19 protein-coding genes are annotated in these 17,770 nt (G+C 72.5%); 11 read left to right on the top strand and 8 right to left on the bottom strand.

From position 1 onward, the window contains the following. Nucleotides 1–30: 30 nt before the first annotated feature. Nucleotides 31–735 (bottom strand): FadR/GntR family transcriptional regulator, encoded by a 705-nt coding sequence (locus F1615_RS30125; protein ID WP_149552225.1) that lies wholly within the window; start codon nucleotides 733–735, stop codon nucleotides 31–33. 228 nt (nucleotides 736–963) lie between these two features. Between F1615_RS30125 and F1615_RS30120 the strand changes: the two genes are divergently transcribed. The 4 genes from F1615_RS30120 to F1615_RS30105 are packed head-to-tail and all read left to right on the top strand — an operon-like array spanning nucleotide 964 to nucleotide 5,394. Further along, nucleotides 964–2,208: an aminotransferase class V-fold PLP-dependent enzyme gene (locus F1615_RS30120; RefSeq protein ID WP_149552224.1), complete on the top strand. Its 1,245-nt coding sequence runs from the start codon at nucleotides 964–966 to the stop codon at nucleotides 2,206–2,208. A gap of 47 nt (nucleotides 2,209–2,255) precedes the next feature. Then, entirely contained in the window at nucleotides 2,256–3,551 is a 1,296-nt protein-coding gene (locus F1615_RS30115) for an ABC transporter substrate-binding protein (protein WP_149552223.1), read from the top strand. Between the two features lie 2 nt (nucleotides 3,552–3,553). Further along, entirely contained in the window at nucleotides 3,554–4,561 is a 1,008-nt protein-coding gene (locus F1615_RS30110) for a carbohydrate ABC transporter permease (RefSeq protein WP_149552222.1), read from the top strand. After that, a complete protein-coding gene (locus tag F1615_RS30105; RefSeq protein WP_149552221.1) occupies nucleotides 4,558–5,394 on the top strand; it encodes a carbohydrate ABC transporter permease in 837 nt (278 codons plus the stop codon). The genes F1615_RS30110 and F1615_RS30105 overlap by 4 nt, the downstream gene beginning before the upstream one ends. A gap of 19 nt (nucleotides 5,395–5,413) precedes the next feature. Here the strand turns inward: F1615_RS30105 and F1615_RS30100 are convergent, their stop codons facing one another. Together F1615_RS30100 and F1615_RS30095 are read right to left on the bottom strand one after the other, a co-directional pair. Continuing rightward, complete coding sequence (locus F1615_RS30100; protein ID WP_149552220.1) at nucleotides 5,414–6,013, bottom strand: DinB family protein; 600 nt, start codon at nucleotides 6,011–6,013, stop codon at nucleotides 5,414–5,416. 113 nt (nucleotides 6,014–6,126) lie between these two features. After that, on the bottom strand, nucleotides 6,127–7,257 hold the full coding sequence (locus tag F1615_RS30095; protein ID WP_149552219.1) for an ABC transporter substrate-binding protein: 1,131 nt from the start codon (nucleotides 7,255–7,257) through the stop codon (nucleotides 6,127–6,129). Between the two features lie 108 nt (nucleotides 7,258–7,365). Between F1615_RS30095 and F1615_RS30090 the strand changes: the two genes are divergently transcribed. The 3 genes from F1615_RS30090 to F1615_RS30080 all read left to right on the top strand — a co-directional run bounded on the left by F1615_RS30090 (nucleotide 7,366) and on the right by F1615_RS30080 (nucleotide 9,116). After that, entirely contained in the window at nucleotides 7,366–7,947 is a 582-nt protein-coding gene (locus F1615_RS30090; RefSeq protein WP_149552218.1) for a helix-turn-helix domain-containing protein, read from the top strand. An 80-nt stretch (nucleotides 7,948–8,027) separates the two neighbouring features. Further along, on the top strand, nucleotides 8,028–8,636 hold the full coding sequence (locus F1615_RS30085) for a hypothetical protein (RefSeq protein ID WP_149552217.1): 609 nt from the start codon (nucleotides 8,028–8,030) through the stop codon (nucleotides 8,634–8,636). Between the two features lie 144 nt (nucleotides 8,637–8,780). Further along, nucleotides 8,781–9,116: a DUF2516 family protein gene (locus F1615_RS30080; protein ID WP_208818446.1), complete on the top strand. Its 336-nt coding sequence runs from the start codon at nucleotides 8,781–8,783 to the stop codon at nucleotides 9,114–9,116. Between the two features lie 43 nt (nucleotides 9,117–9,159). On the opposite strand, the gene F1615_RS30075 is transcribed toward F1615_RS30080, so the two are convergent. The 3 genes from F1615_RS30075 to F1615_RS30065 all read right to left on the bottom strand — a co-directional run bounded on the left by F1615_RS30075 (nucleotide 9,160) and on the right by F1615_RS30065 (nucleotide 12,959). Beyond that, a complete protein-coding gene (locus F1615_RS30075) occupies nucleotides 9,160–10,527 on the bottom strand; it encodes a PP2C family protein-serine/threonine phosphatase (protein WP_149552216.1) in 1,368 nt (455 codons plus the stop codon). A 337-nt stretch (nucleotides 10,528–10,864) separates the two neighbouring features. Continuing rightward, nucleotides 10,865–11,959 carry a C40 family peptidase gene (locus F1615_RS30070; RefSeq protein ID WP_149552215.1) on the bottom strand — a complete coding sequence of 365 codons (1,095 nt, stop codon included), beginning with the start codon at nucleotides 11,957–11,959 and terminating at the stop codon, nucleotides 10,865–10,867. A gap of 178 nt (nucleotides 11,960–12,137) precedes the next feature. Then, nucleotides 12,138–12,959 carry a class I SAM-dependent methyltransferase gene (locus tag F1615_RS30065; RefSeq protein WP_208818442.1) on the bottom strand — a complete coding sequence of 274 codons (822 nt, stop codon included), beginning with the start codon at nucleotides 12,957–12,959 and terminating at the stop codon, nucleotides 12,138–12,140. 235 nt (nucleotides 12,960–13,194) lie between these two features. On the opposite strand from F1615_RS30065, the gene mshA reads away from it, so the two are divergent. Then, the gene (gene mshA / locus F1615_RS30060) at nucleotides 13,195–14,532 is read left to right on the top strand and encodes a D-inositol-3-phosphate glycosyltransferase (protein ID WP_149552214.1); all 1,338 of its coding nucleotides are present in this window, start codon (nucleotides 13,195–13,197) and stop codon (nucleotides 14,530–14,532) included. Beyond that, nucleotides 14,525–15,052 (top strand): YbjN domain-containing protein, encoded by a 528-nt coding sequence (locus F1615_RS30055; RefSeq protein ID WP_149552213.1) that lies wholly within the window; start codon nucleotides 14,525–14,527, stop codon nucleotides 15,050–15,052. The genes mshA and F1615_RS30055 overlap by 8 nt, the downstream gene beginning before the upstream one ends. Here the strand turns inward: F1615_RS30055 and F1615_RS30050 are convergent. Beyond that, nucleotides 15,006–15,827, bottom strand: coding sequence for an AraC family transcriptional regulator (locus F1615_RS30050; RefSeq protein WP_149552212.1), 822 nt, complete (start codon nucleotides 15,825–15,827; stop codon nucleotides 15,006–15,008). The two genes, F1615_RS30055 and F1615_RS30050, sit on opposite strands and share 47 nt — an antisense overlap. A gap of 49 nt (nucleotides 15,828–15,876) precedes the next feature. Between F1615_RS30050 and F1615_RS30045 the strand changes: the two genes are divergently transcribed. Together F1615_RS30045 and F1615_RS30040 are read left to right on the top strand one after the other, a co-directional pair. Next, nucleotides 15,877–16,299: a DUF2000 domain-containing protein gene (locus F1615_RS30045; RefSeq protein WP_149552211.1), complete on the top strand. Its 423-nt coding sequence runs from the start codon at nucleotides 15,877–15,879 to the stop codon at nucleotides 16,297–16,299. 12 nt (nucleotides 16,300–16,311) lie between these two features. Then, nucleotides 16,312–16,803: an HAD domain-containing protein gene (locus F1615_RS30040; protein WP_149552210.1), complete on the top strand. Its 492-nt coding sequence runs from the start codon at nucleotides 16,312–16,314 to the stop codon at nucleotides 16,801–16,803. On the opposite strand, the gene F1615_RS30035 is transcribed toward F1615_RS30040, so the two are convergent. Beyond that, entirely contained in the window at nucleotides 16,795–17,703 is a 909-nt protein-coding gene (locus tag F1615_RS30035) for a phosphorothioated DNA-binding restriction endonuclease (RefSeq protein WP_149552209.1), read from the bottom strand. The genes F1615_RS30040 and F1615_RS30035 overlap by 9 nt on opposite strands. Nucleotides 17,704–17,770: the final 67 nt, after the last annotated feature.

Below are 17,770 nucleotides of genomic sequence, written 5' to 3'. Positions count from 1 at the left end.
AGTACGCACAAAAAAGTGGGTGGGCCGCCGTCAGACGGAGGTGCCGGGCTCCTCCTCCACGGGCGGCATCAACGCGCGCAGCCAGCGTTCCGTCTGGGCGACGTGTGCCTCGGCCGCGCCCGCCGCCGCGCCCGGGTCGCGGTCGGCGATGGCGGTGGCGAGGATCCGGTGGTCCGCGTCGCTCTTCTGGCGCAGCTCGGGGCCCTCGGGGAGGGTGAAGACCTGGTACTTGCGGGAGCGGGCGCGGAAGACCGCGAGCAGGGAGGCGAGCGTGGGGTTGCCGCCCGCGCGGGCGATCTCGGCGTGGAAGCGGTGGTCGAGTTCCGAGGCCTCGGTGGGGTCCTCGGTGGCCTCCATGGCCTCGATGAGGGAGAAGAGCGTCTCGACGGTCCCGGATGTCGCCCGGGCGGCGGCCTTGGCCGCGACGTGGGCCTCCAGGACGCGGCGGATCTCGTAGACCTCCAGCAGTCCGGGCAGCGGCAGGAGTTGCAGGGTCAGCGAGAGGCTGCCGATCAGGTCCTCCGGCCGGAGCTGGGAGACGTACGTGCCGGAGCCGTGGCGGGGCTCGATGACGCCCAGGGCCGCGAGCATCCGCACCGCCTCGCGGAGCGAGCCGCGGGAGACGCCCAGTTCCTCGCAGAGGTCCGCCTCGGGGGGAATGCGTTCCCCGGCGCCGAGCCGTCCCGTCGCGATCATGTGCCGTAGGCCGTGGAACGCCTTGTCGACTGCGGACATCCGATTCCTCCCCTGACCGACCGGCGTCGGCGCGCGCCTGCCCCGACTGCACTGTAGCGAGGCGAGAGGTCGGATGTCTTCGACGTGTCAGTCGTGAGTCATCCGATATCTCTTGGCGCAGAGGTCTTGTCATGGCCGAAAAACGCATGCCACCATCCCGAGTCATCATACGTCTCGGCCTGAGGGTCTGATGTCCCCGGCCCGATGTCCCTCGCGGATGGGAGTCATGTGAGCGAGACCGAGGTCACCACCGCGCCCCGCCCCCTGCTGCTGGCCGACGGCCGGCCGGCGGCGCGGGCGTGGTCGCTGGACCCAGCCCTGCGCCATCTCAACCACGGCTCGTTCGGTGCCGTACCGCTGGTCGCCCAGGAGCGGCAGCAGGAACTGCGCGGGGAGATGGAGGGCGCGCCGGTGGTGTGGTTCCCCGAGCTGCCGCGGCGGCTCGCGGCCACCCGGGTCGGCCTCGCCGCCTTCCTCGGCGCGGACCCCGGCGACCTCGCCCTGGTGCCGAACGCGAGCGCGGGCGTGAGCGTCGTGTACGCCGGTCTCGAGCGGCGGGGCGGCGGGGAGATCGTGGTCACCGACCACGGCTACGGCGCCGTGACGATGGGCGCCGAGCGACTGGCCCGCCGCTGGGGCGGCCGGGTGCGCACCGCCCGGGTGCCGCTGGACGCGGACGAGGAGCAGGCGTACGAGGCGGTGATGGCCGAGGTGGGGGAGGCGACCGGTCTCCTGGTCGTCGACCAGATCACCTCGGCGACCGCCCGCCGGCTGCCGGTGGAGCGGATCGGCGCGGAGGCACGGCGGCGCGGTGTGCCGCTGCTCGTCGACGGCGCGCACGCACCCGGGCTGATCGCCTCCCCGCTGTCCGGGCTTCCGTGCGACTTCTGGGCGGGCAACCTGCACAAGTGGGGCTGCGCGCCGCGCGGTACCGCGGCCCTGGTGGCGCGCGGGCCGCTGCGGGACGGGCTGTACCCGCTGATCGACTCCTGGGGCGCCGCCGACCCCTACCCCGACCGCTTCGACCAGCAGGGCACGGTCGACGCCACCGGCTACCTGGCCGCGGCGACGGCGCTCGACTTCGTCGACACCACCTGGGGCTGGCCCGCCGCCCGCCGGTACATGGACGACCTGGCCGGGTACGCCGAGCAGGTCGTGGGCGCCGCGATCGCCCGGCTGACCGGGGCCGACGCCTTCGTCGACGTCGGCATGCCGGTGCCCGGCATGCGGCTGGTGCGGCTGCCCGACGGGCTCGCCGACAGCCGCGTGGCCGCCGACGCCCTGCGCGACCGGGCCGCCGCCGACCTGGGCGTCGAGGCCGCGTTCACCAGCTTCGGCGGCGTGGGCTACATGCGGCTGTCCGCGCATGTCTACAACACGGCCGAGGACTACGAGTACTTCGCCGAGAGGTGCGTTCCCGTGCTCGGCGAGTGGGCCCGCGCGGCGCGCGCGCAGCGGGACCGCACCGTCTGAGGCCACGCCGCCGTATCCCCGTCACACCCAAGGAAGAGGTCAGCACGATGAGAAGAAGGACGGCAGCCCTCGCGCTCGGCACCGCCGCCGCGATGGTCCTGACCGGCTGTTCCACCATGAGCCCGGGTGAGAGCGGGACGGTCACCCTCAACATGGTCGAGAGCCTGACCAACCCCGCCCGCACCGATCTGCTGAAGGAGCTGATAGCCGACTTCGAGAAGCAGAACCCGAAGACCGAGGTCAACCTGGTCTCCCCGCCCACCGAGCAGGCCGACCAGAAGATCCAGCAGATGCTCCAGTCCGGCAGCGGCGTGGACGTCCTGGAGGTGCGGGACATCACCGTGGGGCCGTGGTCGAACAACGGCTGGCTGTACGACATGAAGAAGGACCTCGCCGGCTGGAAGGGCTGGGAGGCGCTGACCGACAACGCCGTCGCGGCCTCCGAGGACGGCGAGGGCCGGACGTACTTCGTCCCCTACGGCTTCTACGGGCTGAGCCTCTTCCACCGCACCGACCTGATCGAGGAGGCCGGCTTCGACGAGCCGCCGGCCACCTGGGAGGAACTGCTGGAGCAGGCCTCCGCGATCCACGACCCGTCCGAGCGGCGGTACGGATACGCCTTCCGGGGCGGCGCCAACGCGCACAGCAACGCCACCGCCGCGATCGAGGCGTACGTCGCCGACGACATCGACCCGGCCAACGGCTACCGGCTGAAGGACGGCAGCACGATCTTCTCCGCGCCGGGGGCGCTCGACGCGATGGAGACCTATCTGAAGCTGTTCCGGGAGGCGTCGCCCAAGTCGTCGGTGGCCTGGGGCTATCCGGAGATGGTCGAGGGCTTCTCCAACGGCTCCACGGCCTTCCTGCTCCAGGACCCCGAGGTCATCGCCACCGTCTCGGAGTCCAAGTCGATCCAGCAGGACCAGTGGAGCACCGCGCCGCTGGTGGCAGGCCCCAGCGGCAAGACCGTGCAGCCGCTGGCCACGGCCGGCTGGGGCGTGGCCGAGGGCAGCGAGAACAAGGCGGCGGCGGTGAAGCTCGTCGAGTTCCTCTCCCAGGGCGAGGCGTCGACGGCGTTCACCAAGAAGAACAGCCTGGTGCCGATCCTGAAGTCGGCGGCCGAGGACGAGTTCTACCGGACCGGCCCGTGGGCCAGCTACGTCACGATGACGGAGAACCCGGACAAGTACCTCGTCGTCACCCAGCCGCGCGGTGTCGCCTGGTGGGCGGAGTGGCAGCAGCGGGCCGACACCGACGTGCAGAAGATGATCCTCGGCAAGCTCTCGCCGAGGGAGCTGCTGGCGGGCTGGGACGCGTACTGGACCGAGAAGTGGAAGAAGTAGACATGTCCACCACGTCCACGTCCGGCGACCGGAAGGCGCCCCCCGTGCGGAAGGGGGGCGCCCCGCCCGGCCGCGGTACGGCGGGGCGCCGCAAGCGGGAGTTCACCACCCGGCGCGGCCTGGTCATCGCCGCCTTCATGGCGCCGGCGGCGGTCTTCGTGGCGGTCTTCACGTACTACCCGATGATCGCCGGCAGCCAGATGGCGTTCCGGAACTGGAACCTGACCGACCTCACCGACACCTCCTGGGTGGGCCTGAAGAACTTCCGTGACGTCTTCACCGACCCCGCGTGGAGCACGGTGCTGGACAACACCGTGCTGTGGGTGGTCGGTTCGATCGTGCCGCAGCTGGTGATCGGGTTCGCGATCGCGCTGTGGCTGCGCCGGCGGTTCCGCTTCCGGGGGCTCTACCAGGCGCTGATCTTCTTCCCCTGGGCGATCTCCGGGTTCCTCATCGGCATCCTGTTCCGCTGGCTGTTCAACAGCGAGTTCGGCGTCGTCAACGACCTGCTGCAGAGGGCGGGGCTGATCGACGAGCCGATCGCCTGGCTGGCCGATCCGCGGACGGCGATGATCGCCGTGCTGGTCGCCAACGTCTGGTACGGCGTCACCTTCTTCGCGATCATGATCCTGGCCGCGCTCCAGTCGGTCCCCGACGAGCTGTACGAGGCGGCGGCGCTGGACGGCGCGAGCAGGACGCGCACCCTGTTCCAGATCACCATCCCTTACATACGGGTCACGCTGGCGCTCACGGTGCTGCTGCGGGTGATCTGGATCTTCAACTTCCCCGACCTGATCTTCGGCATGACCGGGGGCGGGCCGAACAACGAGACGCACATCGTGACCACCTGGATGATCAAGATCACGCAGCAGGGCGACTACGGCAAGGCGTCCGCCCTCGGCCTCCTGGTCGTCGCCATCCTGCTGGTCTTCGCGGTGTTCTTCCTGCTGGCGACGCGGGAGCGGGGGACCGCCACACATGGCGCCAAAAAGCGAGGTGTACGGGCGTGATCGGCAAGGAAACCACGGCCGGCCGGGCCACCAAGTTCACCTTCCTGGGCCTGTGGCTGGTCTTCTCCCTCTTCCCCCTCTACTGGATCACCATCACCTCGCTCAAGGCGCCCGGTGACATCTTCACCTTCCCCATCGCCTACTGGCCCGAGCGGTTCTCGCTGGAGAACTACCAAGGCCTGTTCGGCACCGCCGACTTCGGGACGTACCTGGTCAACAGCCTGGTGGTGGCGACCGTCGCGGGTGTGGTCGCGACGGCGATCTCGACGCTGTCGGCGTACGTCCTGGCGCGGTTCGAGTTCCGCACGAAGTCGGCGCTGCTGATGGCCGCGCTGGTCACGCAGATGATCCCGTCCTTCATCGCGCTGGGCCCGCTGTACCTGCTGATGACCGACCTCCGGCTGGTCGACAACCGGCTCGGGCTGATCCTCGTCTACATCGCCGTGTGCGTCCCCTTCTGCACGGTGATGCTGCGCGGCTTCTTCGCGAACGTCCCGGACGCGCTGGAGGAGGCCGCCATGATCGACGGCCTGTCCCGGTTCGGGGCGCTGGTGCGCGTCCTGCTGCCGGTGATGCGGCCCGGGATCGTGGCCGCGTTCATCTTCAACTTCGTCAACTGCTGGAACGAGCTGTTCCTGTCGGTGACGCTGATGAACAGCGACGAGAACAAGACCGTGCCGACGGCCCTGAACGGCTTCATCTCCAGCTTCAACATCGACTGGGGATCGATGTCCGCGGCGGCCGTGCTCACCATCCTCCCCACCATGGTCCTCTTCGCCTTCGCCAGCCGCCACATCGTCCAGGGGCTCACGTCGGGGGCGGTGAAGGGGTGACCCGGGGGACCGGCGGCGTTCAGGTCCGCCGTCCGGCCTCCCGGGCCGCGTGCTCCAGACGCTTCCGGTAGGCCTCCCACCAGGCCGGGTCGGCCGACGGCAGGCTGGAGTCGGCCCCGCTCAGTCCCGCGGTGCCGTCGATGAGTTCGCGGAGGATGTCGGCGTGACCGGCGTGGCGCTGGGTGTCGGCGATCACGCGGACCACGGCGTGGTGCAGCGTCAGCTCGTCCCTGCCGTCCGGCCACCACGGCACCCTGCCGGTCGTGTCCAGCGGCAGGGCGTCGAGCGTGGCGTCCGCGTGCGCCCACGCCCGGCGGTACAGGTCCACCACGAACGCGCGTGACTCGTCCGCGGTGGCCCACATGTCCGCGTTGCTCTCCGCGGCGTCCGCGAGCCAGGGAAGGGGTTCGCCGGACGGGCGGCCGAAGGTGTCGCCGAGGTAGCCGAGTTCCACACCGGCCACGTGTTTCACCAGGCCCAGGAGGTTGGTGCCGGTCGGCGTCATCGGGCGGCGGACGTCGTACTCGGAGAGGCCTTCGAGCTTCCACAGCAGGGCGTCGCGGGCCTGCTGGAGATAGCGGTGGAGGTCGGACTCGGCGGTACCGGCTGCGGCGGTCATGCGGGTCAGTCTGCCGCCTGCGGTCCGCCGCCCTTCCGGTCGGGGGCCGGTGCGCCGGCAGCCGCTGCCCAGGATCGGGAACCCGGCGGAACCGGTCGGGGCCGCGTGCGCCGTCAGCCGGTGTGCAGGACCCGGAAGCGGCCGGGTTCCGCCGGGTCCCGGTCGACGACCTGGACGGGCGCCCACTCCCACTGCCACACGCCGGTGCCCGGCGTGCGGGAGAACCGGATCCGTCCGCGGGTGCCGTCGACCGCGACACGCGCCCAGGACGCGGCGGTGCGCGCCCGGTCACCGCCGTGCGGACGCAGCACGTCGGCGAGGACGGCGACCGTGTCGTAGCCCTCGAAGGCGACGAAGGAGGGGGCCTCGGCCAGCCGTTCGCGCAGGGCCGTTCCGACGCGATCCCCGAGCGGGGTGAGGCGCTCGGGCAGGTAGCGCAGGAACGGGATCGCGGCGCCGTCCTCGCCCAGCGCCGTCGCCCACTCGTGGAACTCCGGCTGCCCGGCCGGAGCGCCGATCGTGATCCCGGCGAGGCGCCGGTCGCGGCGGACGGACCGGACGATCGGCACCGCCGGCTCCGGGTGGCCCGCCAGCAGGAGGAGCGCGGTGGCGCGGTGCGCGGCGAGCGCGTCGCACACGGCCGCGGGGGCGAGCGCGCGCAGGTCGAGTGCGGTGACGGTGGCGCCGCGCGGCGCGAGGCGGTCCCGCAGGATGCGGGTCCCGGACGCCCAGTAGACGCTCGGTTCGGCCGCCACGGCGACGCGTCGGTGCCCCGCGCCGAGGAGGAAGTCCGCGTAGAGCCGCCAGCCGTGGGACTGCGCCGGGGCGATGCGGGCGACCCGTTCCGTCGGCTGTTCGGTGAGCGCGTCGAGAACCGCCGAGGAGCACAGGAACGGCAGGCCGAGGGCGTCGGCCCGGGCGGCGGCGGCGCGCGCGACGACGCTGTGGTACTCCCCCGCGAGGGCGGCCACGCCCAGCCGGGCCAGCTCGTCCACGGCCGCCGCGGCCCTCACCGGATCGGCCGCGGTGTCCCGGACCACCAGTTCCAGCGGCCTCCCGCCGATCCCGCCGGCCTCGTTGACGTCGTGGACGGCCAGCTCGAGTCCGGCGAGCAGGTGCCGGCCCGCCTCGGCCCAGCCGGGCCGGGTCAGCGGGGCGAGCGCGCCGATCAGCACGGATGATCCGTCGGTGCGCTCCGTCTCGTCCCGCCGTGACCGGCGCGCCTGGGTGACCATGCCGCACATTGCATCCGCCGCCGGCGCCGGAGGGCAACCGGTTTCCCGATCTGTGCCGTGGCGCACTCTTGCAAGCAGATGCTTGCAATAGTTAGCGGGGTGGGGCAGGGTGGAGGCATGGCATCGCTCAACGTCGGCAATCTCGGTGAGTACCTGCGCGAGCAGCGGCGCAACGCGCAGTTGTCGCTGCGGCAGCTCGCCGACGCCGCCGGGGTGTCCAATCCGTATCTCAGCCAGATCGAGCGCGGGCTGCGCAAGCCGAGCGCGGAGGTGCTGCAGCAGGTCGCCAAGGCGCTGCGGATCTCCGCCGAGACGCTGTACGTCCGGGCCGGCATCCTCGACGCGGAGCGTGGCCGGGACGAGGTGGAGACGCGGGCCGCGCTGCTCGCCGATCCCACACTGACCGAGCGTCAGAAGCAGGTGCTGCTGCAGATCTACGAGTCCTTCCGCAAGGAGAACGGGTTCGGCGGCGCCGATGACGGTGAGGCGACGGTGGAGCCCGGGGCGGCGGACGCGGCAGCCGGGTTCTCGGAGGTCGTCGACGCGCGCGACCGCGCGGTGACCGCGCCGGACGGCGGTGCCGTGATACGCCGGAGCGGTACGGCCGACGGCGGCACGTCCGACAGTGGTACGTCCGCCGAGCGCCGCCCCCGTGCGAGCGGCGGCAGTGACAACGGTCCGCGGCGGACGGCCGGCTGAGCCGGACCAGGGCACCGGCCGCCCGCCGCGGACCACAGGAAAAGACCCTCAGCCGAAACGAATCCGGGAGGACCATCACCATGGCCATCACCGACGACCTGCGCAAGACCCTCAGCGACCCGACCCCGCTCTACTTCGCCGCCGGCACCGCCGACCTGGCGCTGCAGCAGGCCAAGAAGGTGCCGGCTCTGGTGGAGCAGCTGCGCGCCGAGGCCCCGGCCCGCATCGAGGCCGTCCGCAACACCGACCCCAAGGCCGTCCAGGAGCGGGCGACCGTCCGGGTCCGGGAGACGCAGGAGAACCTCCAGGCCAAGGTCGGCGAGCTCATCGGCTCGCTCGACACCGACCTGAAGAAGCTCGGCGAGAACGCCCAGGACTTCGCGCTGCGCGGCGTCGGCATCGCCGCCGAGTACGCGGTCAAGGCCCGGGAGACGTACGAGAAGGTCGCCGAGCGCGGCGAGCAGACCGTGCGGACCTGGCGCGGCGAGGCCGCCGAGGGCATCGAGGACATCGCCGTGGCCGTCGAGCCGGAGCCGGCGCCCCGGCCCCAGCCGGTCGAGGTCACGAACGGCAAGCCCGTCGAGGCCGCCGCCGCGAACGGGGACACGGCGGGGAAGAAGCCCGCCGCCGCCAAGAAGGCCCCGGCGCGCAAGGCCACCGCGAAGAAGACGACCCCGCCCGCCCAGTAGGCGCCGTGCGGACGAAGGGGACGGGCCGGGCACTCTCGTGGTGCCCGGCCCGTTCTCCGGGTATCCGGACCGGGGATGCGGGTACGGTGACGGCGTGAAGACGGCGTAAGAGACGAGCCGAATCGGGTGGTGGACGTTGTGCTGATGCAGGGCTTCGCGGGGTTCATGTGGCTGCTGAGCATGGCCCTGATCGTTTTCAGTGGCTTCGCGCTGATCGACGCCGCCACGCGCCGTGAGGACGCCTACCGCGCGGCCGACAAGCAGACCAAGCCGTTCTGGCTGATCATCCTCGCCATCGCCTTCGTCGTGAACCTGATCTTCAACATCCTGTCGTTCCTGCCGATCATCGGGCTGATCGCGACCATCGTCTACATGGTCGACGTCCGCCCGGCCCTGCGTGGCCTGCCCGGCGGCGGCCGTGCCCGCAGGGGCGGCTCCAGCAGCGACGGCCCCTACGGCCCGTACAACGGCGGCCGCTGAACCACCGCGGGCCGGCCCCGCGCCGCACGGGCGCGGGGCCGTGTCACACCGCCCGGTCCAGCAGCAGGACCGCCACGTCGTCCGTCAGCTCACCGCCGTTGAGGTCGCGCACCTCGTTCACCGCGGTCCGCAGCAGTTCCTCGCCGCGCAGCCCCTCGGAGAGCTGGCGGCGGATCATCTCGACCATGCCCTCCTGGCCGAGCCGTTCGCCGGTGCCGCCGACCCGGCCCTCGATCAGGCCGTCGGTGTAGAGCATCAGGCTCCACTCGGCACCCAGCTCCACCTGCGTCCGCGGCCAGCGGGCGCCCGGCAGCAGTCCGAGCGCCGGGCCGTTGTTGTCGTACGGCAGCAGGCGCGCCGGCACACCCGGGCGGGCGAGCAGCGGTGACGGGTGGCCGGCCAGGCACAGTCCCGCCCGGCGGCCGTCCGGCGCGATGTCCACCGTGCACAGGGTCGCGAAGATCTCGTCGTCCGCGCGTTCGTGCTCCAGCACTTCCTGCAAGGTGCCGAGGAGCTGGTCCCCGCACAGTCCCGCCAGGGTCAGCGCGCGCCAGGCGATGCGCAGCTCCACACCGAGGGCGGCCTCGTCCGGGCCGTGCCCGCAGACGTCGCCGATCATGGCGTGCACGGTTCCGTCCGGGGTGCGGACGACGTCGTAGAAGTCGCCGCCGAGCAGGGCGCGCGAGCGGCCGGGGCGGTAGCGGGCGGCGAAGCGCAGCGGGGAACCGTCAAGGAGCGGGGTCGGCAGCAGGCCGCGTTCCAGCCGGCGGTTCTCCTGGGCGCGCACCCGGCCCTCGGCGAGCCGGCGCTCGGCGGAGTCGGACCGCTTGCGCTCCACCGCGTAGCGGATCGCCCGGCTCAGCAGCCGGCCGTCCAGCTCGTCGCGGACGAGATAGTCCTGGGCGCCCACCCGTACCGCCTCGGCGCCGCGCTCGGCGTCGTCGGCGCCGGTGAGGGCGAGGACGGCGTGCCGGGGCGCGAGCTCCAGGACGTGCTTGAGCACGGCGAGCTCGTCACCGTCGCCGGTGCGGCCCGGTGCGGGCAGGGCGAGGTCCAGCAGGATGCAGTGGACGTCGTCGGTCAGCAGCCGCTCGGCCTCGGTGAGATTGCGGGCGGTGCGGATGCGAATCGGCTTGCCGGACTGGTCGAGCAGGTCCGGCACGATCGGTGAACCGCCCGGATCGTCCTCGATCAGCAGCAGTGTGAGGTTGGTGTGGGCGGCCGTCTCGGCCCGGTCCGGCGCGGTGCCGGTCCGGTCCGGGGTGCCGCTCTGGGACGGGTCCGCCGCGCGGGGGGCCGTCGTCCGGGCCTCCGGGGAGACCGGGGCGGAGCCTGTGCTCTGTGCGGCGGCCGGCGCCTGACCACTTTCCGCGGCCGGGATCGCTCTCTGCCGCGGTACGGGTGCGGGCATTGTTCCGGGTTCCTTCCCTCCCCCCGAGGGCATGGCACGGGCGACGGATCTCGGCCCTGTCCCCGGCTCCCACCTCCGTGTGCGAGCAGGGGATGCCCCTTCGAACGGGGACCATAGCGGTTGACGGCGCCGCAGCGGAATGGTGTGAGCGGCGCCGCTCCGCCATCGGCCGCTGTCATATGCCGCGTTTGCTACCGCAGTTGGACAGGCCGGAGATGCCGCGTGAATGACGAACGTCACGTCCGCAGGGGGTTTGGCGGCAAGATCCACGTGTGATGGGTCACGTGGCCCATGTCACGGGGGTGTTGGGCGGACCGGGGCGGGGTTCGCCCGCCGGTCAGTCCGCGGCCGCGTCCGGCCGTACGACCCCGAGGATCGGCATCGACCCGGCCCCCGCGAGCGTCACCGACCGCCCGGGACGCGGGGCGTGCACCATGACGCCGTCGCCGACGTACATCCCGACATGGCTGGCGTCGCCGAAGTAGATGATGAGGTCACCGGGCCGCATGTCCCTGACGGCCACCCGCTTCAGCTGCTTCCACTGGGCCTGCGAGGTGCGCGGGATGCCCTGTCCGGCCGAGATCCAGGCCTGTGAGGTGAGCCCGGAGCAGTCGTACGTGTTCGGCCCCTCCGCGCCCCACTGGTACGGCTTTCCGATCTGCGCGGTGGCGTAGGCGACGGCCTTCCTGCCCTGCTTCGTCGCCCGGCCGTCGATGTCGTCGAGGATGCCGGAGCTCAGCCAGCTCGCCTGTGCCTGATCGGCGGCCCGCTGCTCCAGCAGGGCCAGGCGCTCCTTCTCCACCTGCTCCAGCTCGGACTCGACCTCCTCGGCCGCCTCGATCTGCTTCTCGATCTTCTTCTGCGCCGTGGCCTTGGCCTTGCGGCCCGCCTCCAGCTTCTTCCACTGGGCGTCCGCGTCCTGCGCGTACTGCTCCAAGTCCTGCTGTGTGCGGGTCATTTCGCCGATCAGCCCCTTGGCCGCGTGCTCGCCCTGCCGCACCCGGCCCGCGCCGTCGAGGAAGTCCTGCGGATCGTCGCTCAGCACGAGGTGGGCCTCGGGAGGCAGCCCGCCACCGCGGTACTGGGCGGCGGCCGCGGCGCCCGCGCGCTCCTTCAACCCGTCGAGCTTCTCCCGGCCCTCGACGATCTTCTTCGCCAGCCGGACGATCTCGGCGGACTGCTGCCGGGCCTTCTCCTCGGCGGCGTTGTACTCCTCGGTGGCGACGGCCGCCGCACGGTAGAGCTTGTCGAGCTTCTTGCGTACGGCTTCGAGTTCCTCGTCCTGGTCGCCGACCACGGTGACGCTCGCGGTCGTGCCCGGAGGCGGTGGGGGAGTGGGGGCCGCGAACGCCGTACCGGGCACCGCCAGTACGGTGACCGCGCAGACCACGGCCACGGCCGCCGTGAGCAACCCGCGCTTGCCCGTCCCCATGACGCACCCCCGCCTGTTTAACCGTCAGTAACATTCAGTCGCCGGGGGGATGCTGCCATGCCGGCGCGCGAAACGACAGGGGGAGTACTTCCCGCCTCTCCCGGCCGGGCGTTCCCCGGCACGGCGATCGCCCCGCCGATGTGACGAACGACTCACGGAGATCGTTCCCGCCGCCGGGTCAGCCCCGCGGCGCCAACGCCTCCCACCGCACCGTGACTTCCCCCTGCCGCCATCGCGCCGGCCCGTCCGTCACCGGCCAGCCGGCCGTGAGGTCCCGTACCGTGCGGATCCAGCGCTGCCGGGCGCCGTACGCGGCGTAGGGCGCGGCGGCGGCCCAGGCGCGGTCGAAGTCGCGCAGGAAGGCATGCACCGGTTCGCCGGGGACATTGCGGTGGATGAGCGCCTTAGGGAGTCGTTCCGCCAGGTCCGAGGGGCGTCGGAGCGAGCCCAGCCGGGTCGCGAAGGTGACGGTGCGCGGACCCTCGGGGCCGAGCGCGACCCACACGTGCCGGCGCCCGATCTCGTCACAGGTGCCCTCGACCAGCAGTCCGCCGCGCGAGCCCGTGGCCGGGTCGGCCGGCGCGAGCCGTGCGCACAGCCGCCGCCACGCGGCGTCGACCTCCGCCTCGTCGTACTGGCGCAGCACGTTCGCCGCGCGGATCAGCACCGGCCGTCCCGGGACCGGCACCTCGAAGCCGCCCCGCAGGAAGACCAGCCCCTCGCGCTCGTACGGCCGCGCGGCCGCGACCCGGTCCGGTTCGATCTCGACGCCCGCCACGCATGTGCGCGGCGCCACGGTACGCAGCCGGTGCAACAGCTCGACCGGCGTCCAGGGCGCCGCGCCGTAGCCGAGGTCGACGGCGAGGGGGTCCCGCGCGCGGCGCAGTTCCGCGCCGTGCGCGGCCGCGATCCAGCGGTCCATGCGGCGCAGCCGGTTGGGGTTGGTGGTTCCGCGCGTCACCGTGCCCACGACGGAGCGGGAGGCGGCGCGGACTGTCATAGGGACGAGGGTAAGGGGCTCCTCGAGCGGAGCGCGGATACCGGTACCAGTACGGGTATCACCGCACGGGGAGACGCGTCCCGCGCTCGAACGGTTGAGCGACTCCCGGTAATGATTCGGCAAAGACCGGAATCGGGGAGGGCGTCCGGAAATTGCGACGCGGCCTGCCGCTGTTGACGTCCCCGAGGGCAGCACACCCTCCGCATGCCATGCCCGCAGCGAGGAGGAACGCCACGTGAGCCAGTACATCGCGAGGCTCGGGCGGCGCTCCCCCGCCGCACCGCCGCGGCTGCGCCTGCACCGCAGGCCCCGCCGCGTGGCGATGCTCTCCGTGCACACCTCCCCGCTCCACCAGCCGGGCACCGGCGACGCCGGCGGCATGAACGTCTACATCGTGGAGCTCGCCCAGCGCCTCGCCGCGATCAACATCGAGGTCGAGATCTTCACCCGGGCGACCACCGCCGCCCTCCCGCCCAGCGTCGAGCTCGCCCCCGGTGTCCTCGTCCGGCACGTCGACGCCGGCCCCTACGAGGGACTCGCCAAGGAGGACCTGCCCGCCCAGCTGTGCGCCTTCACCCACGGCGTGATGCAGGCCTGGGCCGGACACCGCCCGGGCCACTACGACCTGGTCCACTCCCACTACTGGCTCTCCGGCCACGTCGGCTGGCTCGCCGCCCAGCGCTGGGGCGTCCCCCTGGTCCACGCCATGCACACCATGGCCAAGGTCAAGAACGCCAACCTGGCCGACGGCGACACCCCCGAGCCCGCCGCCCGCGTCATCGGCGAGACCCAGATCGTCGCCGCCGCCGACCGGCTCATCGCCAACACCGCGGAAGAGGCTGGCGAACTCCTGCGGCACTACGCCGCCGACCCCGGCAAGGTCGCCGTCGTCCACCCCGGCGTGAACCTGGACCGCTTCCGCCCCGCCGACGGCCGCGCCGCCGCGCGGGCCCGCCTCGGCCTGCCCGGCGACGCCCTGATCCCCCTCTTCGCGGGCCGCATCCAGCCCCTCAAGGCCCCCGACGTCCTCCTCCGCGCGGTGGCGGCCCTGCTCGACGAGCGCCCCGAGCTGCGCTCACGGATCTGCGTCCCCGTGGTCGGCGGCCCCAGCGGCAGCGGCCTCGCCAAGCCGGAGGGCCTGCAGAAGCTCGCCGCGCGGCTCGGCATCGCCGACGTCGTGCGCTTCCACCCGCCCGTCGGTCAGGAACAGCTCGCCGACTGGTTCCGCGCGGCGTCCGTGCTCGTCATGCCGTCCTACAGCGAGTCCTTCGGCCTGGTCGCCATAGAGGCGCAGGCCGCCGGCACCCCGGTGCTCGCCGCCGCGGTGGGCGGACTCCCGGTCGCCGTACGGGACGGACACACCGGTTTCCTCATCCAGGGCCACGATCCCCGCGCCTACGCGCGCGTGCTGCGCGACCTCGCCGACCACCCGCACCTCGCCGCCCGCATGGGAGAGGCCGCCGCCCGGCACGCCCAGTCCTTCGGCTGGGACACCGCGGCCGCCGCCACGGCCGACGTCTACACGGCCGCGACCCAGGCCCACCGCCGTCACGTACGCTCGCACCATGGCTGACAAGGCAGCGGAAGCGGAGCGGGCGGCGCAGGTCATCGAGGGCGTGCTGAAGGACGCCGAACTGGAGTGGGAGAACCCCGCCCCCGGCAGTTACGTCGTGAAGCTGCCCGGCACCCGCAAGCTCTCCACGACCGTCTCCCTGATCGCGGGCCGGCACACGCTCTCCCTCAACGCCTTCGTCATCCGTCACCCCGACGAGAACGAGGGCGGGGTGCACCGCTGGCTCCTGGAGCGCAACCTCAGGCTCTTCGGCGTGAGTTACGCCGTGGACCCGCTCGGCGACATCTACGTCACCGGCCGCCTGCCGCTCTCCGCCGTCACCGCGGAGGAACTCGACCGACTCCTCGGCCAGGTCCTCGAGGCCGCCGACGGCAGCTTCAACACCCTGCTGGAACTCGGTTTCGCCTCCGCGATCCGCAGGGAGTACGACTGGCGGGTCTCACGCGGCGAATCCACCCGCAACCTGGACGCGTTCACGCACCTGCTCCAGCGTCCCTCGGCCGGTAACGACCCGGAGTGACCCCCACCAGCCTCCGGAAGTGCCGGGTGAGATGCGCCTGGTCGTAGAACCCGGTGGCGACCGCGACGCCGCCCGGTGACCGCCCCTCCAGCAGCAGCCGCCGGGCCCGCCCGACCCGGCGGGACGTCAGGTACTGGTGCGGCGCGATGCCGTACGCCCTGCTGAACGCCCGTACGAGATGGGCCGGATGGGCGGACAGCAGCGTGCCCGCCTCCTGAAGGGTGAGACCGTCGACCACCCGATCGTCGAGCAACTCCCGCAGCCGACGGGCGAGTACGGGATCCCGCCGGGGTGACCGAGCGGCGTCCCGCGACCGCAGATGCCCCCGCAACCGCTCCCCGACCAGCGTCAGCCTGCTCTCCGCCTCCAGTTCGTCCCCGGGCCGCAGAAGCGCGGAGTGCACCTGTGCGACGCGCCGCCGCAGCAGGGGGTCGCGCAGATCGGGCCGGTCGACGGCGGCCCCGATGAGATCGTCGCCGAGCCGGCTGGTGTCGAGGTACAGCACACGCTTGCGGAAGCCGCCGGCGGTGGCGGGGGCGCCGTTGTGGGGGACGTGCGGCGGCAGCAGGGACACCGTGTCGTGCGGGGTGCCGTGCTCGTGCCGGTCCAGGTCGTACCGTACGGCGCCGTCGTCGACGATGAGCAGCGTCCAGGCGTCGTGGACGTGCATCGGGTAGGCGTACTCGGTGAAGCGGGCGTGGAACACCTCGACGACGCCCGGCACCCGGGGCCGCCAGGCGGAAACCGTCGCCCCTGAGGTCGCCCGGGAGGCCATGCAAACAACGTACAAGACGCCGGCGCGGCCGGACCGGCAGTCTCACTCCATGAGCACAAGCACCCGCTTCGACACGAAGATCGCCGTCCTGCTGCGCGAGGACCTGGAACCCTGGCAGCGCCTCAACGTCACCGCCTTCCTGGTCAGCGGCCTGGGCACGCAGTTCCCCGAGGTGATCGGGGAACCGTACGAGGACGCGGACGGCGTGCGGTACCTGCCGATGTTCCGCCAGCCGGTCCTGGTCTTCCAGGGCACGAAGGAGGTCCTGAAGGCGGCACACGCGCGTGCGCTGACCCGCGCCCTGCCGCGCGCGGTCTTCACCGGCGACCTGTTCGCCACGGGCCACGACGAGGCCAACCGCGCGGCGGTACGCGCCGTCGGCACGACGGACCTGGACCTGGCCGGCCTCTCGGTCCACGGCCCGAAGAACGCCGTGGACAAGATCCTGAGGGGCGCCAGGATGCACCCGTGAGACGCTGACGGCATGACCGCGCCCGGCCGCCCCTTCCTCTTCCTGGACGTGGACGGCCCTCTGCTCCCCTTCGGCACCGGCACGCCCGCGCGGGAACCGCTCACGAACTCCGGCAACCCCCTGCTGACCCGCCTCGACCCCACGGTGGGCGCCCGCCTGCTCGCCCTCGCCTGCGATCTGGTGTGGGCGACGACCTGGCAGCACGAGGCGAACGACACGATCGCCCCGCGCCTCGGGCTGCCCCGCCTGCCGATGGTCTCCTGGCCGGAGGACGACGACGCCCCCGCGCCTCGTGGCCTCCACTGGAAGACCCGCCGTCTGACGGAGTGGGCCGGACGCCGCCCGTTCGTCTGGCTGGACGACGAGATCGGCGCACCGGACCGAAACTGGGTGGAGGCAGCCCACCCGGCCCCGGCCCTGCTGCACAGGGTGGACCCGGCGAAAGGACTGACGGAGGCGGACTTCGAGGTGGTGCGGGAGTGGCTGGGGCTGCGGTCAGCCTGAGGACGGGGCGGGTCGGGCCGAGGGGCGCGGGGTGCCGTGGAAGACCTGGGCGGTGTGCCAGGCGCGGTGGGACGCCGCTATGGGGGCGGTGCCCGGCTGGGGGCCGATGAGCGGGCGGCCGGAGAGGTCGGTGACCTGGGCGCGGGCCGCGGCGCTGTGTCCGACGAAGCTCTGCGAGACCAGGACGCGGTGGCCGTCGCCCACGCCGAGGACGCCCTTGTCGAAGAGTTTGTGGTGCAGGGAGCAAAGGCACAGCCCGTTGTCCACGTCGTCCGGCCCGTCGAACGCCCACCAGCGCACATGCGCGGCCTCCAGCCCGACCGCCACCGGCCCGATCCGCCCGTCGTAGCCGCAGAAGGCACACCGGTACTCGTACGCCGTCAGCACCAGCTCCCGCATCCGGCGGTCCCGCTGCCGTCGCGCGGCTGTGAGGTGGGTGATCTCCGCCGGTTCCAGGTCCAGGCCGACCGCCTCGCACAGCTCGCCGTGCAGCGAGGACGGGAAGTTCGCGTCGAGCAGGACCTGGGCCATACGCCCGAGCAACGACGGCTCCCGCCGCAAAGCCACCCGCAACTCCGGCACGAGCCGCCCGGCCGCGTTCGTCGCGCGCAGCTCCCGCACGCCGGTCCCCGGACTGCCGGACCCGCGGTCGCTCCGCACCTCCCACACACCGTCGCCGACCAGGTGATGGAACGGATAGGCGGGCGAAGTCCGCCTCCCCGGCCCGTACTCGTCCAGCAGCCGCCGCAGATCCTCCTCCACGGCGCTGTACGGCAACTCCCCGTCACCGTCCCGCTGGAACCGCCCGAGCGCGTAGAGCAGCAGCAGCGGCTTGTGCGGCGCCCGCACCCCACCCCGGCTCCACTGCCGCAACTCGGCGGTGCGCTCGACCCAGTTCATGACGGCTGATCGTAGTGAGTTCAGACGCCTCGCCGACGGGTGATGTGTGCCCCGCGCCAGGTATCGC

The organism is Streptomyces marokkonensis (assembly GCF_008312835.1).
GTDB classification, from domain to species: Bacteria; Actinomycetota; Actinomycetes; order Streptomycetales; family Streptomycetaceae; genus Streptomyces; species Streptomyces marokkonensis_A.
This window is presented reverse-complemented; position numbering and strand designations above follow the sequence as displayed.

Bases quoted from the DNA above. Each gene is read 5' to 3' on its own strand.
- F1615_RS30125 (WP_149552225.1), bottom strand. From the start codon at position 735: ATGTCCGCAGTCGACAAGGCGTTCCACGGCCTACGGCACATGATCGCG.
- F1615_RS30115 (WP_149552223.1), top strand. From the start codon at position 2,256: ATGAGAAGAAGGACGGCAGCCCTCGCGCTCGGCACCGCCGCCGCGATG.
- F1615_RS30110 (WP_149552222.1), top strand. From the start codon at position 3,554: ATGTCCACCACGTCCACGTCCGGCGACCGGAAGGCGCCCCCCGTGCGG.
- F1615_RS30100 (WP_149552220.1), bottom strand. From the start codon at position 6,013: ATGACCGCCGCAGCCGGTACCGCCGAGTCCGACCTCCACCGCTATCTC.
- F1615_RS30095 (WP_149552219.1), bottom strand. From the start codon at position 7,257: ATGTGCGGCATGGTCACCCAGGCGCGCCGGTCACGGCGGGACGAGACG.
- F1615_RS30090 (WP_149552218.1), top strand. From the start codon at position 7,366: ATGGCATCGCTCAACGTCGGCAATCTCGGTGAGTACCTGCGCGAGCAG.
- F1615_RS30085 (WP_149552217.1), top strand. From the start codon at position 8,028: ATGGCCATCACCGACGACCTGCGCAAGACCCTCAGCGACCCGACCCCG.
- F1615_RS30080 (WP_208818446.1), top strand. From the start codon at position 8,781: ATGCAGGGCTTCGCGGGGTTCATGTGGCTGCTGAGCATGGCCCTGATC.
- F1615_RS30075 (WP_149552216.1), bottom strand. From the start codon at position 10,527: ATGCCCGCACCCGTACCGCGGCAGAGAGCGATCCCGGCCGCGGAAAGT.
- F1615_RS30070 (WP_149552215.1), bottom strand. From the start codon at position 11,959: ATGGGGACGGGCAAGCGCGGGTTGCTCACGGCGGCCGTGGCCGTGGTC.
- F1615_RS30065 (WP_208818442.1), bottom strand. From the start codon at position 12,959: ATGACAGTCCGCGCCGCCTCCCGCTCCGTCGTGGGCACGGTGACGCGC.
- F1615_RS30055 (WP_149552213.1), top strand. From the start codon at position 14,525: ATGGCTGACAAGGCAGCGGAAGCGGAGCGGGCGGCGCAGGTCATCGAG.
- F1615_RS30050 (WP_149552212.1), bottom strand. From the start codon at position 15,827: ATGGCCTCCCGGGCGACCTCAGGGGCGACGGTTTCCGCCTGGCGGCCC.
- F1615_RS30045 (WP_149552211.1), top strand. From the start codon at position 15,877: ATGAGCACAAGCACCCGCTTCGACACGAAGATCGCCGTCCTGCTGCGC.
- F1615_RS30040 (WP_149552210.1), top strand. From the start codon at position 16,312: ATGACCGCGCCCGGCCGCCCCTTCCTCTTCCTGGACGTGGACGGCCCT.
- F1615_RS30035 (WP_149552209.1), bottom strand. From the start codon at position 17,703: ATGAACTGGGTCGAGCGCACCGCCGAGTTGCGGCAGTGGAGCCGGGGT.